The sequence below is a fragment of the Methylobacterium sp. XJLW genome, assembly GCF_003254375.1.
Taxonomy (GTDB): domain Bacteria; phylum Pseudomonadota; class Alphaproteobacteria; order Rhizobiales; family Beijerinckiaceae; genus Methylobacterium; species Methylobacterium fujisawaense.
Genome location: NZ_CP016429.1, coordinates 6,061,273 through 6,074,152, shown reverse-complemented (window position 1 = coordinate 6,074,152; position 12,880 = coordinate 6,061,273). Strand labels below are relative to the sequence as shown.

Annotated in this window: 13 protein-coding genes; 4 read left to right on the top strand and 9 right to left on the bottom strand. The window is 73.0% G+C overall.

Features of this window, described 5'->3' with window-relative positions; genetic code table 11:
- The first annotated feature begins 19 nt into the window (after window positions 1–19).
- Window positions 20–325, top strand: coding sequence for a hypothetical protein (locus A3862_RS28160; RefSeq protein ID WP_043755759.1), 306 nt, complete (start codon window positions 20–22; stop codon window positions 323–325).
- Here the strand turns inward: A3862_RS28160 and pdxR are convergent.
- Window positions 300–1,805 carry a MocR-like pyridoxine biosynthesis transcription factor PdxR gene (pdxR, locus tag A3862_RS28155; protein ID WP_043755761.1) on the bottom strand — a complete coding sequence of 502 codons (1,506 nt, stop codon included), beginning with the start codon at window positions 1,803–1,805 and terminating at the stop codon, window positions 300–302. The two genes, A3862_RS28160 and pdxR, sit on opposite strands and share 26 nt — an antisense overlap.
- A 98-nt stretch (window positions 1,806–1,903) precedes the next feature.
- Between pdxR and A3862_RS28150 the strand changes: the two genes are divergently transcribed.
- Both A3862_RS28150 and A3862_RS28145 read left to right on the top strand, forming a co-directional pair.
- On the top strand, window positions 1,904–2,530 hold the full coding sequence (locus A3862_RS28150) for an FMN-binding negative transcriptional regulator (RefSeq protein WP_043755763.1): 627 nt from the start codon (window positions 1,904–1,906) through the stop codon (window positions 2,528–2,530).
- Entirely contained in the window at window positions 2,527–3,243 is a 717-nt protein-coding gene (locus A3862_RS28145; protein WP_043755764.1) for a GNAT family N-acetyltransferase, read from the top strand. The genes A3862_RS28150 and A3862_RS28145 overlap by 4 nt, the downstream gene beginning before the upstream one ends.
- A gap of 7 nt (window positions 3,244–3,250) precedes the next feature.
- Here the strand turns inward: A3862_RS28145 and A3862_RS28140 are convergent, their stop codons facing one another.
- Both A3862_RS28140 and A3862_RS28135 read right to left on the bottom strand, forming a co-directional pair.
- The gene (locus A3862_RS28140; protein WP_043755767.1) at window positions 3,251–4,798 is read right to left on the bottom strand and encodes a GMC family oxidoreductase; all 1,548 of its coding nucleotides are present in this window, start codon (window positions 4,796–4,798) and stop codon (window positions 3,251–3,253) included.
- Window positions 4,795–6,222 (bottom strand): alpha/beta hydrolase, encoded by a 1,428-nt coding sequence (locus tag A3862_RS28135; protein ID WP_043755769.1) that lies wholly within the window; start codon window positions 6,220–6,222, stop codon window positions 4,795–4,797. The genes A3862_RS28140 and A3862_RS28135 overlap by 4 nt, the downstream gene beginning before the upstream one ends.
- A gap of 125 nt (window positions 6,223–6,347) precedes the next feature.
- Between A3862_RS28135 and A3862_RS28130 the strand changes: the two genes are divergently transcribed.
- Window positions 6,348–7,100, top strand: coding sequence for a GNAT family N-acetyltransferase (locus A3862_RS28130; RefSeq protein WP_043755771.1), 753 nt, complete (start codon window positions 6,348–6,350; stop codon window positions 7,098–7,100).
- A 49-nt stretch (window positions 7,101–7,149) separates the two neighbouring features.
- Here the strand turns inward: A3862_RS28130 and xseA are convergent, their stop codons facing one another.
- From xseA to A3862_RS28100, 6 genes are all read right to left on the bottom strand, one after another.
- Window positions 7,150–8,850, bottom strand: a complete 1,701-nt coding sequence (gene xseA / locus A3862_RS28125) for an exodeoxyribonuclease VII large subunit (RefSeq protein WP_111474213.1) — start codon at window positions 8,848–8,850, stop codon at window positions 7,150–7,152.
- An 80-nt stretch (window positions 8,851–8,930) separates the two neighbouring features.
- Window positions 8,931–10,403, bottom strand: coding sequence for an MDR family MFS transporter (locus A3862_RS28120; RefSeq protein WP_111474212.1), 1,473 nt, complete (start codon window positions 10,401–10,403; stop codon window positions 8,931–8,933).
- 164 nt (window positions 10,404–10,567) lie between these two features.
- Window positions 10,568–11,884: an MFS transporter gene (locus A3862_RS28115; RefSeq protein WP_043383873.1), complete on the bottom strand. Its 1,317-nt coding sequence runs from the start codon at window positions 11,882–11,884 to the stop codon at window positions 10,568–10,570.
- Window positions 11,884–12,090, bottom strand: coding sequence for a hypothetical protein (locus A3862_RS28110; RefSeq protein ID WP_043755776.1), 207 nt, complete (start codon window positions 12,088–12,090; stop codon window positions 11,884–11,886). The genes A3862_RS28115 and A3862_RS28110 overlap by 1 nt, the downstream gene beginning before the upstream one ends.
- 67 nt (window positions 12,091–12,157) lie before the next feature.
- The gene (locus tag A3862_RS28105; RefSeq protein WP_043351991.1) at window positions 12,158–12,415 is read right to left on the bottom strand and encodes a DUF6894 family protein; all 258 of its coding nucleotides are present in this window, start codon (window positions 12,413–12,415) and stop codon (window positions 12,158–12,160) included.
- Between the two features lie 109 nt (window positions 12,416–12,524).
- The gene (locus A3862_RS28100) at window positions 12,525–12,788 is read right to left on the bottom strand and encodes a hypothetical protein (RefSeq protein ID WP_043351989.1); all 264 of its coding nucleotides are present in this window, start codon (window positions 12,786–12,788) and stop codon (window positions 12,525–12,527) included.
- Between the last annotated feature and the right edge of the window lie 92 nt (window positions 12,789–12,880).

Sequence of the window (12,880 nt, the reverse complement as noted above, 5' to 3'; positions counted from 1 at the left end):
GCCGCGGCCCCGCCGGGTCGTGCTGGCGCTCTTCACCATCGGCGCGCTCGCGTGGCTCGCGCAGGGCAGGCGGGCGGGGCGTCCCGCGCCGGTCCGGATCACGGCTCAGGCCGGCTGGACGCCTGTGACCCTCGCGCCCTTCCGGGGCGCAAGGCTGCTGCGGGTCACGGGGGAGACCGCCTTCAGCCTGCGCATCGACGGGGAACGCATCGTGCGCGTCGCACCGGACCGCGGCGCGACCGTCCGGATGAAGGCCCTGCGGAGCCTGGACGTGCGGGCCGACCAGGGGCGCACCGTCGTCACGCTGACACCGCGACCGGAGTGATCGGGACGGCGCGCAGGGTCTCCGCCAGGCGCAGCACGGCCGGGTCGATCGCCCGCTCCGGCACAGCGGCATAGCCGAGCAGCAAGCCCGGCTCCGCCGGCCCGGCATGATAGGCCGAGAGCGCGACCGCGGAGATTCCCGCCCGGCCGAGTGCGGCTGCGGCGGCCACGTCGGTGAGGGCTGCGGCCCAGGCTGGCCCCGGCCGGGCGATGACGTGCATCCCGCCCTCCATGGGGGCGATTACGGCGACATCCCCGGCATGGCGGCGCGCGGCCTCGATCAGCGCCTCCTGGCGCAGGGCGTAGAGGCGTCGCGTCCGGCGGAGATGGCCGGCGAGGTGTCCGTCCTCGATGAACCGGGCCAGCGCCCACTGACCGATCCCGGGCGGGGCGGGCCCCGTCTCCGCGAGGGCCTGATTCACCGGCGCCACGAGCCCGCGCGGCAGCACGAGATAGCTCAAGCCCAGTGCGGGGAGCAGCAGCTTGGAGAAGCTGCCGACATAGATCACCCGTCCACCGCGATCGAGGGCCCGCAAGGGCGCCAGCGGACGCCCGGCATAGCGATAGGCTCCGTCGTAGTCGTCCTCGACGATCCAGCCCGAGACCGCCTCGGCCCAGGCCAGGAGGTCGAGGCGGTTCTCCAGGCTCATGGCGTACCCGAGGGGGTAATGGTGGGCCGGCGTCACCACCGCGAGCCGCGCCTCCGCCGCCGGCGCGGCGGCCAGGGCCACCGACAGGCCGCCTGGACCGACCGGGACGGGCACCGGGCGCAGGCCGGCGCTGGCGAGGGCCTGCGCGATGCCGGGGAAACCCGGCTCCTCGACCAGGGCGGTCTCGCCGGGATCGAGCAGCAGCTCGGCGAGCAGGCGCAGGCTCTGGCGGATGCCCGCCGTGACGATGACGTCCTCGGGCTCGCAGGCGACGCCGCGGGCCTGTGCCAGATAGGCGGCGATGGCGCCGCGCAGGGCCGGCGATCCGCGCGGGTCGGGCTTCTCCGTCGGACCGTGGCGCCACTCGGCCTGGAGCAGGCGAGCCCAGACCTCGAACGGGAAGGCGTCCTGCGCAGGCCGGCCGAGGGCGAAGGCGTCGGGCACGCCCGGCCCCGCCATGTAGCGCCGTGCCGGAGCGGAGACGAGGCGGGCGCCGCGGCCCGACAGGTTCGGCGCCGGCTCGGCGCCCGGTCGCCGGATCGGGCCTGGCGCGGGGAGCGCGTCGTCGGGAAGGGTCGCGGCGACGCGCGTCGCCGAGCCCGGCCGCGCCGTCAGGTAGCCCTCGGCGGTCAGCTGCTCCAGCGCCAGGACCACGGTTCCGCGCGCGCAGCCGAGATCGGCCGCCAGGACCCGCGAGGCCGGAAGCCGGGCCCCGCGCGGCAGGCGGCGGTCGAGGATCGCGGCGCGCAGGCCCTCCCGGAGCTGCGCGTGCAGCGGCGTCGAGGCAGCGGCATCCAAGGCCAGCGTCAGCGGCAGGGGGCTTCGGGACATGGCGCAAACTGGTCCAGTTGCAGTTCGAGAATTGGACCTTTCGCCTGGACCGCCGAACGGTCAAGCACGCGTGGGCATCACCGCCGCAGGACGGACCCATGTACCAGCCGCCTCACTTCCGGGACGATTCGCGCGCCGCTCAGCACGCGCTGATCCGCGCCTATCCCCTCGGCCTGCTGATCACGGCCGGCTCGGGCGGCCTGACGGCGAACCCGATCCCGTTCCTGCTGGATGAGGCCGGGCCGCACGGCGTGCTGCGGGCGCATATCGCCCGCGCCAACCCGCAGGGCCTGGATCTCGCCGCGGTGGAGGAATGCCTGATCGTGTTCCAGGGGCCGCAGGGCTACGTCACCCCGAGCTGGTACGCGAGCAAGCGCGAGCACGGCCGCGTCGTCCCGACCTGGAACTACGCCACCGTCCATGCCTGGGGCCGGCCGCAGATGATCGAGGATGTGGAGTGGCTCGGGCGCCAGGTCGCCGACCTCACCGCCCTGCGCGAGTTGCCGCGGGCCGAGCCGTGGGCGGTGGCCGACGCGCCGGAGCCCTTTGTGGCCGCCCAGGTCCGGGGAATCATCGGCATCGAGATTCCGATCACGCGGATCGAGGGGAAGTGGAAGATGAGCCAGAACAGGCCCGAGGCCGACCGACACGGGGTCATCGCGGGGTTGCGCGCCGAGGGCGAGGCGGGTCTCGCCGGGCTGGTCGCCGAGCGGAGCGGCCTGTGAGCGCGCGCTTCAACGCCTTCGGCCAACCCATCGGCCCGGCGCTGCCGGACTGGAGCCCGCGTCCGCGCCCGCCGCGGACGCCCATGGAGGGCCGCACCTGCCGGCTCGTCCCGCTCGACGCCGCCGCCCATGGCGGGGCCCTGTTCGAGACCTACAGCGCTGCCCCCGACACGCGCGGCTGGACCTACCTCGGCGACGAGATGCCAAAGAGCGCGGCGGCCTACCGGGCGCGGCTGGAAACCCAGCAGACAAGCGAGGATCCGCTGTTCTACGCGATCCTCGATCCCGCGCGCGGCGACGCGCTCGGGATCGCCTCGTATCTCCGGATCGATCCGGGTAACGGCGTGATCGAGGTTGGCCATCTCCATTTCGGGCCGCGTCTGCAGCGCTCGCCCGCCGCCACGGAGGCGATGGCGCTGATGATGACCCGGGCCTTCGAAGAACTCGGCTACCGGCGCTACGAGTGGAAGTGCGACAGCCTCAACGCCCCGTCCCGGGCGGCGGCACTGCGGCTGGGCTTCACCTTCGAGGGCATCTTCCGCAACGCCGTCGTGGTGAAGGGCCGCTCCCGCGACACGGCGTGGTTCTCGATCACCGCCGCCGAGTGGCCGCGGGTCCGCGCCGGCTTCGCCGCATGGCTGGACCCGTCGAATTTCGACGGGGAGGGCCGGCAGCGGCACGGGCTCGCGGACCTGCGCGCCGCTTCGGGCTGAGGCATCCTCAGGCCCGACCGGCCAGGAACGCCTCCGCACTGCGCAGGCTGAGCGCCATGATGGTCAGCGCCGGGTTCGCCGCGAGCGAACTCGGGAAGGTCGAGCCGTCGCAGATCCACAGGTTGTCGATGTCGAAGCTGCGGCCGTGCGGATCGACGACGGCGCTCGACCCGTCGCGGCCCATCCGGCAGGTCCCGAGCGTGTGGGCGACGCGCTCCAGCACCCAGATGTCCTCGGCCCCCGCCTCCTCCCAGAGCCCGCGCATGACCTTCGTGGCATGCGCGTTGAGGCGGTCCTCGTTGGTGCCGTAGCCGAAGCTGATATGGGCCTTGCGCATCCCGTGCGCGTCGGTCTCGTCGGCGAGGGTCAGCACGTTGGCGTCGCAGGGCAGGGTCTCGCCGTTGATGCCGATGCCGGCGAGGCGGTTGTAGCGGTCGAGGTAGTCGAGGAGCGGCTTCCCCCACAGGCCGCGCCCCCGCGCCACCGCATTGCCGAAGGTCACCGGCACCACGCCGAGGCTCTGGATGAGGTAACCGCCGGCGAAGTCGGCGCCGGCGCGGATGAAATCCTCGGTGATCAGCGAGGACGGATAGCCCCGGTTCATCCGGACCTCGTTGTCGAAGGTGCCCCAGACCTGGGTCGCCACGTGCCCCATGTAGTTGCGCCCGATCTGGCCGCTGGAATTGGCGAGCCCGAGATTGAGCAGCAGGCGCGGAGTCTCGACGGCCCCGGCACAGAGGAAAACGGCGCCGCACCGCTGCCGGCGATCCTCGCCGTCCTGGCGGTAGACCACGCCGGTGACCCGGCCGTCGGCAGCGCGCTCCAGGCCGTGGACGAAGGCCTCGGCCCGGATCTCGGCACCGTGGGCCACCGCGTACGGCAGGTAGGTCACGTCCATGCTCGCCTTGGCGCCCGTGCGGCAGCCCTGGTGGCAGAAGCCACAATTGATGCAGGCGTTGCGGCGGGGTCCGTCCTCGGACTGGAAATCCTGGGAGACCACGGCGGCGGGCGCATCCGCCCACCGGATGCCGCGGGCCTCGCAGGCCCGCGCCATGATGTCGGCCGGGCCATTCCGCGGGACCGGGGGCAGGGGATAGCGCCGGCCGGCATCCCACGGATAGCTCGGCGCGCCCGACACGCCGAGAAACCGCTCCACCCGCTCGTAGAACGGAAGCAGGTCCTCGTAGGTCAGCGGCCAGTCGACGCCTTCGCCGGTCTCCGTATGGAGCCGGAGGTCGCGGGTGTCGGCCCGGGGCACGAAGGCACCCCAGTGCAGCGTCGAGCCGCCGACACCCGTGCCGCTGTTGTTCGCCCCGAAGGCCTCCGGGGTCGCGCCGCCGCTCAGCCGCTCCTCGGTCCAGTAGATCTCGTCCGCCAGCGTCTCGTCGAAGGCGAAGCGCTCCGGCGTGAAGTTCGGTCCAGCCTCCAGAGCCACGACCCTGAGGCCCGCGGCGGCGAGGCGCGCGAGGAGCGGCGCGCCGCCCGCGCCAGTCCCCACCACGACCGCATCGACGACGTCGTCCGCGCGGTAGGTCCGCATGCCCGCGAGATTCATCGTCCTGCCTCCGTCTGCAGCGCTTGGGGCTCCCAGGGTTCCGGCGCGTCGAGCCCGACCGCGTGGAAGCCCGGCAGGCCGTCGGCGATTTCTCCCGGCCGGTCGCCGCCGGCACCGATGCCCGAGAAGCCGATCCGGGCCAGCGCAGCCGGGTGGCCGAGCCAGAGCCGCACCGCGTCGGCGCGGAGATCCTCGAACCAGAACCGCATCCGGTCGGCGTCGAGCCGGCCTCCGAGGGCGTCCGTGACCGTCAGATCCCCACGCTGGCAAAGGGTGAGCAGCGCGTCCTGCCGTGGCGCGTCGAGGGTTGTGAACGGGCGGCCCTGCGCGGCCCGGGCTGCGGCATCCAGGGTGCGCAGGGCGGCGCGGTAGGCGTCCGCGTCCGGCGGTAGGGCCGAGAAGCGCCAGCCGTCGCCGGCGCCGGACGCCAGCCGCCGATCGAGGCGGGCTGCGAGATCGAGATGCGGCACCGGCATCACCCGGGCGAGGGCGGCCCGCAGGATCGCGAGTTCCACAGGGTCGATGGCTGCCGGTCGATAGGCGGGGTCGTCCGGCGCGGCGCGCTCCGCGAGCGCCTGGCGCAGGCGGCCGTTGACCCGCTCGGAGGCGATCAGCGCCGCGTAGTCCGGCGCCACCGCCGGGGCTGCCTCAACCGGTCGGCGGGGCCGGTCGTCGACATGGGCGCGCAGCCCGTCGGCCAGGGCGGCCGGCCGCTCCAGCGGCAGGAGATGGCCGACGCCGTCGACCGTCACGAGGCGATGATGTGCGAGGTGGGGCGCCGTCAGGGCCTGCTGCGCGTCGGGTCCGAGGTCGGCGTCCTCGGATCCGGCCAGAATCAGCGCCGGGGTGCGCAGGACGCCGACGCGGCGGCACCAATCCTCGTTGGCGCCCGCCTCGAGCCAAGCCTTCCAGGCGGCCGGCGCGGCCCGCAGGACGTCGGCTACCGCCCGTTCCTCGGTCTCAGGGTCCAGCCGGTCGCCGACATTCGCGCGTATGAAGGCCTGAGCCTCGCGCCGCCGCGTCTCGGGATCCGCATCGATCCAGGCGAGCATCTTGGCGCGCCGGTCCTCCGGGATCGGCTCCGGGCTCGGCGGCGAGCCGGAGACCAGGATGAGATCGGTGAGGCCGGTCAGGCCCGCTTCGCCATCCTCGGCCCGGCGCGCCAAGGCCAAGGCGACCTTTGCCCCCATGCTGTGACCGGCGATCCCGAACCGGGCCGGAGCCCGCGCGCGGATGGCTTCGGCCACGTGATCGGCCATCGCGGCGACGGAATAGCCCGGCGTGCCGGCGGCATCGCCGAAGCCCGGCAAGTCGACCGGCACACATGTCAGCGGCGTCCCCGCGAGGGCACGCGCCAAAGGCTCCCAGCTTCGGGCGCTGCCCCCCAGGAAGTGAAGGCAGAACAGGACTTCAGGTTCGGACATTGCGGAGACATCGCGCGGTGCCAGAGTGCTTCAAGCGTACGCGACGCCGCATGGCCGACGTTTTGCCCCGGACCGAACGGTCAAGCCGGGACGGCGTGCGATCAGGGCATACGGAGGAGACCGTGGTGACGGATCTTGAACAGGCCTGGCGCGTGGAAGAAGCCTGCCTCAACGCCTGGCCGAGCCCGCGCGAACTCCTGATCCACGGCTACCTGCTGCGCGCCGCGGGCGGGCGTTCGAAGCGGCAGAATTCCGTGACCCCCATGCGGGGGAGCGGCGCGCCCGGACCGGCCATCGAGGCCGCGCGCGCCATCTACGAGCGTCTGGGGCGGCGCGCGATCTTCCGGATTCCGGCGATCGCTCCGCAGATGGAGCCGCTCCTGTCTCACGCGGACTTCGCCGTCGTGGACGAGACCTGCACGCTGCTCCGCGCGCTCGATGACCTGCCGGCGGTGCCTGAGCCGGCAGCGACGGTCGCCGCCGTCCCCGGTGAGGACTGGCTGGCGGTGCGCGATGCCGTGAACCACGCGGACGCCGCAGCCGCGCAGGTCTTCCGCGACACCGTCGCCGCCCTGTCCCTGCCGCGGGCCTTCGCGGCGGCCGCGGCCGAGGGCGGGATCGGCGCGATCGCCTTCGGGGTGCTCGACGGTGGTTGTCTGGTCATCGAGGCGGTGGCCACGCCCGAACCCCTGCGCGGCCGCGGCCATGCCCGGCGCGCCGTGGCCGCGCTGCTGCGCTGGGGGAGGGCGGAGGGCGTCCGGGCGGCCTGCCTGCAGGTCGTCGCGGCGAACACGCCGGCGCGGGCGCTCTACCGCGCCCTCGGCTTCGAGCGCGAACTGTACCGCTATCACTATCGGGTCGGTCCGGAGCCCGGCTGAGACGCGAGCCGGATCGCGGCCCAGTCCCGCACCCGCTCCGGCCGTCGTCTCAGGCGTCGAAGAGCGAGCCCTGCCGCGTCGGGGCAGGGCGCGTACCGGTCCGCCTGCCCGACGTTGCCGGCGAGGCCGCGCCGCCGCGACGCGCGGGCTTCGCCGACGGGGATGGATCGGACGTCCCGGACGGATCGGCCGTCCCGTCGGGCACGGCCGTCACGGTCCCGTCGGCGAATTGCAGACTGAGGCGGGTGGCCGCCGCCGCATCCGCGGCGCGGCGCATCGGCAGCCCCGCGGCATCGCGCACCAGCACGTAGCCGCGGTCGAGCACGGCGCGGTAGCTGAGCGAACCGAGCAGGCCCGCCAGCCCGTCCAGACGGTCGCGGCGGCGCTCGATACTGCGCGCCCCGGCCTGGGCGAGGCGCTCCGACAGCGCGTGCAGGCGGTCGGTGTGGCGCGCCTGCAGCGCCCGGGCCCGTTCCAGGCCGGCCTCCCGCGCGACGACGAGGCGCCGCCCGAGCTGGATCAGGGCTTCGCCCTTGCGCTGGACGTCGTTGCGCAGGGCATTGAGCGGCCGGTGGTCGATCCGCGCCAGCCGCGCGCGGGCGTTGGCGAGGACCACGTCGGGCGAGCGCCGGGCCATCCGGTCGAGGAGGAGCTGGAGCCGCGCGCGATGGCGGCTGGCGCCCGCCGCGAGGGCCGGGGCGAGGCGCGCCTCGGCGAGGTCGAGCCGCTGGCGCTTGGCCGCCAGCAGGGCGTCGGCACTGGGCAGAGCACGTCCGAGGGCGCGCAGATCCGACCGGTCGCGGTCGATCCGGCGCCCGACCGCCCCTCTGCCACGGGCGGAGAGGTCCGCCACCGTGGCGATCAGGTCGGCGCGGACCGGCACCGCCATCTCGGCGGCGCCCGTCGGGGTCGGCGCCCGGCGGTCGGACACGTAGTCGATCAGCGTGGTGTCGGTCTCGTGCCCGACCGCCGAGATCAGCGGGATCGCGCTCTCGAAGGCGGCGCGGACGACGCATTCCTCGTTGAAGGCCCAGAGATCCTCGATGGAGCCGCCGCCACGGGCGACGATCAGCACGTCCGGGCGCGGGATCGCGCCGCCCGCCGGAAGCGCGTTGAAGCCGCGGATCGCGGCCGCGACCTCCTCGGCCGCGCCGTCGCCCTGGACCCGCACCGGCCAGACCAGGACGGGCCGCGGGAACCGGTCCTCCAGCCTGTGGAGGATGTCGCGGATCACCGCGCCGGTCGGCGAAGTGACGACGCCGACGACCTGCGGCAGGTAGGGGATGGGCCGCTTGTGCTCGGGGGCGAACAGCCCCTCGGCGGCGAGCAGCTTCTTGCGCTCCTCCAGAAGAGCCATCCAGGCCCCGAGACCCGCCGGCTCCAGGTTCTCGATGACGATCTGATAGGAAGACTTCCCGGGAAAGGTGGTGATGCGACCGGTGGCGACGACCTCCAGCCCCTCCTGGGGGCGCTGGCGCAGGCGGCCGAACACACCCTTCCAGACCACCGCGTCGATCCGCGCCTGCCCGTCCTTCAGGGAGAAATAGGCGTGGCCCGAGCCGTGCTGGCCGCGATAGCCCGAGATCTCGCCGCGCAGGCGGACATGGCCGAAGGCGTCCTCCAGCGTGCGTTTCAGGGCACCGGCCAGTTCGCCCACCGACCATTCGGGCTGGTTGGCATTGAGCACGCGGGTCGGCGGGATATCCGCCGCGGGCTGGGCTGCGGGGCGCGGGGGCGGCACGAGGGGCATGGCCGGACGCTAGGGGGCTCCGGCAGGACAGTCAAAGGTCCGCTGTGGAGATGCGGTCGTTCGGCCGGAGCGCTGCGACGCTACTCCACGGCGAGTTCGCGCGGACGGTCCGAGATCGCCACCCGCGGAACGAGGAGCGACAGGAGCAGCGTCAGCACCGCCACGACGAAAACCGTCCAGAACGTGCCGTGCAGGGCGTGCTGCAGCCCGTGCCGGATGGCTTCGCCGCCGGCGCCGAGGCTGCCGGGATCGTCGAGCAGGCGGCGGAGCTGGTCGGAATTCACCGCCGGGCCGCTCGACGGGTGCGTCAGCCGGTAGTTCAGCACGGCGCCCAGCACGGTGGCGCCGAGGGTCGAGCCGAGATTGCGCGAGAAGATGTTCGAGGCCGTCGCCGCCCCGCGCTGCGCCCAGGCGACGCTGTCCTGGATGATCACGATGGCGGCGGTGGACAGGAAGCCCATGCCGAGCCCCATCACCACGGAGCCGCAGGCCGCCACCACGGGGGATGTGTCCGGCCCGAGCGCCACGAAGGCGATCGCGCCGAGGGGCAGGAGGGTCGCGCCGACCAGCAGGATCGGGCGCAGGCCGAACCGCACGAAGCTGCGCGCCGCCGTGGTGGCGCCGATCGGCCAGCCGAGGACCATCAGGGTCAGCGTCAGGCCGGCGATGAGGGGCGATTGCCGCAGAACGCCCTGAACGTACATCGGCAGGAACGCCGTGAGCCCGATCACCGTCATGCCGGAGAGCAGCGTCGCGGTGTTGGCCGTCGCGATGGGGCGCTGCATCCACAGGCGGATGTCGAGCATCGGATCCGGGGCGCGCCGCTCCTGGACGACGAACAGGATCGCGGCCACCACGAAGGCCAGCGCCGGCCACAGGGCGGCTTCGGCCGATTCACCGGCCTCGGTCAGCGCGAGCATCAGCGCCGCGATGGCCGCGGTGAACAGGGCCGCGCCGATCACGTCGATCTGGCGGCTGCGGCGCTCGACGCCCTCGTGGAGGAAGCGCAGGAACAGGCCGGCCGCGATCACGCCGATCGGCAGGTTGATCCAGAAGATCCACGGCCAGCTCAGATGGCCGATGATCAGGCCGCCGACCAGCGGCCCGGCCACCGACGAGATCCCCCAGACACTGGCGAGGAAGCCTTGGACCCGGCCGCGCTCGCGGGCCGAATACAGGTCGCCGACGATGGTCAGGCTCACCGGCTGGATCGCCCCGGCGCCGACGCCCTGCACGAGGCGGAACAGGATCAGCGAGGGCATCGACCACGCGAGCCCGCACAGCAGGGAGCCTGCGAGGAACACCGCGATGCCGAACAGCAGCACCGGCCGGCGCCCGTAGAGGTCCGACAGCTTGCCGAACACCACCGTGGTGGCCGTCTGGGTCAGCAGGAAGGAGGCGAACACCCAGGCGTAGAGGTGGAGGTCGCCGAGCTGTCCGGCGATCTGCGGCATCGCCGTCGAGACGATCGTCGCCTCGATGGCGATCATGAACATCGCCGCCATCACCGCGGCGAGGACCAGCGGGCGGCGCGTCTCGGAAGGCTTCGGCATGGCGCCGGTCTAGGCCCCACGAGCGTGCCGACCTAGCCTCGAAACCGGAGACCGGTTCTCTGGCCGCGAGAGCCGTGCGCGAGCGCACATACACCGGCACCTGGCCCCGCGGCGCATGCATGAGCATGGCGCCGCGATGCTCAGGGCGCATGCGGCCGGTCTGTTCAGGCCTCCGCGTCGGCGTCGAGGTCCCGCCCGCGCGTCTCCGGCAGCAAAAAGGCGGCAACAGTCCCGACGAGGCTGAACGCGGCGAGATAGTAGGCCGGCGCGAGCCGGTCGCCGGTCGTGGCGATCAACCAGTTCACCACGTAGTTGGTGCTGCCGCCGAACACCGAGACCGAGACCGCGTAGACGATCGACAGCCCGGCGCTGCGGACGGCCCGCGGCAGTGCCTCCGGAATGCCGACGATCACCGCGGCGGCGTTGATGGAAGACAGCGCCGAGAGCAGGAAGGTGACCGCGTAGACGCTGGCGGCGCTCGGCGCCTGCACGACCCAGGCGAAGGCCGGAACCGCCAGGATCAGGATCAGCGCACGCGGCCAGATCATCACCGGCCGCCGGCCGACCCGGTCGGCGAGCCAGCCGCCGAGCAGCGGGAAGATCACGGAGGCGAGCCCGAGCGCGATCGGCACCGCCGTGGCGGCCGTCTCGCTCAAGCCGAGCGTCGCGCCGGCGAAGACCGGCATGTTGGTGCCGACCGCGTTCGACACGGTGGAGGCGGCGATGACCAGGAAGGTCAGGCCCAGCAGCCGGCCATGCTCCCGCAGCAACCGGCCGACCACCGCCAGGGTCGAGGCGGCCGCGTCCGGATCCTCCTCGGCGCCGGCCGTCTCCGGCAGATGACTGCGGATGACGAGGCCGACCGGCACCACGCACAGGCCGAGGGCGAACATCAGCCGCCAGCCCCATTGCGCCATGGCCTGGTCGCCGAGGACGAGCGCCAGGGCGGTCGCGAAGATCCCGGCGAACAGGGCCGCACAGCCCTGGCTGGCGATCTGCCAACTTGTCACGAAGCCGCGCTTCTCCGGCGGCGCCGCCTCCAGCAGGAAGGCGGTGGACGGGCCGACCTCGCCGCCGAGGGCGAGCCCCTGCACGAGCCGTCCGGCGATGACGATCACCTGTGCCCAGCCGCCGATCGTCGCGTAGGCGGGGCAGGCGGCCAGCATCAGCATGCCGACCGCCATCAGCGCGATGGTGATCAGCATCGCGGGCTTGCGGCCGGCACGGTCCGCGAAGGCGCCGATCAGCACGCCGCCGATGGGCCGCATGACGTAGCCAATGCCGAACAGGGCGAGCGACGCCAGCAGGCTGTGGGTCGGATCGTTTGCCGGGAAGAAGGCCTCGCCGATCGGCTTGGCGAAGAAGGCGTAGACCGTGAAATCGTAGAACTCGAGAGCATTGCCCAGGACGACGGCCCCGACCGACTTGCGGTCGAGCGTAGGATGATGTGCGCCGGGATGCGGTGCGGTCCGGGCGTCCATCAGCGGGCCGATCCGTCGACCGGGTGCTTGGCGAGACCGCCGGTCGCGGATTCTGCGCCATCCGCCAGGGCTTCGTCATGACCGGACAGCCGGAGCGCGGGCGCTTCCGTCCCCTGCGCGCAGGCGCGGGCTTTCGCGGCCGAGCCCTTGGCGGATGCGGCTCGGCCGAGCGCGCGGGCATCGAGATCGTTCGGGGGCGAATCCATTCGGGCGCAGCTCCGTATCGGTAGGCTGCGCCGCGATGTAGGGCGCGGATCGCGCGCGTCGTCGCTCTCAGTGACGCGTCGGATCCTCCGACGGCGGAAGCACGACGGCCTCGCTGAACGGGAATTCCAGCACGACCTCGCCGTCATCGTCCATGACCACGAGGCATGCGGTCATCAGCCGGGCCTGATTCTGCGGATTGCGCAGGGCGGCGCGGATCGTCTCCTGGGCCATCTCCCACGCCGCGTCCGGATCGCGCAGCTCGGTCCCGGTCGGGTCGGAGACGACATCCGCGCCGATATGCGTATGGAAGAAGTACCGCGGCATGGCTTTTACCGGCTCGGAGGCGTCCGCCAGGGCGGAGCGATCCGCGATAGGTGGGGATCGCCGGTCCTTGGACCAAACCGCAGCGCAGGCCGCCCAGCCGCGCCCGTCCTCAGCCGTTCGCGGCGCGTCTGTCCGGTGCGGACGGGACCGGGCGGAGGGCCCGCACTTGGCCGGTGACGCCGGCCGCGCGGTGCTGCTTCTCCATGGCCATGAGCGGACGCAGTTCCGGCTCGGCGAAGTCGAGGAGCTTGGCGTTGCGCCAGCGCGGCTTACCGGAGCCGCGGCCGAACCAGCGGGGACGCTCTTCCTCGACCAGCAACACCAGTCGCCCCGTCCAGGTCTTTCGGAACCAGAAACGCCCCGTCAGAGACATCGCTCAATCCTTGCAGCAGAGCCGCCCCCGTCTTGGTGCCTCAATAGCGAACTCGGCGGTTCGCGTACGGTTAGAAGAAGCAGAAGGCCCGA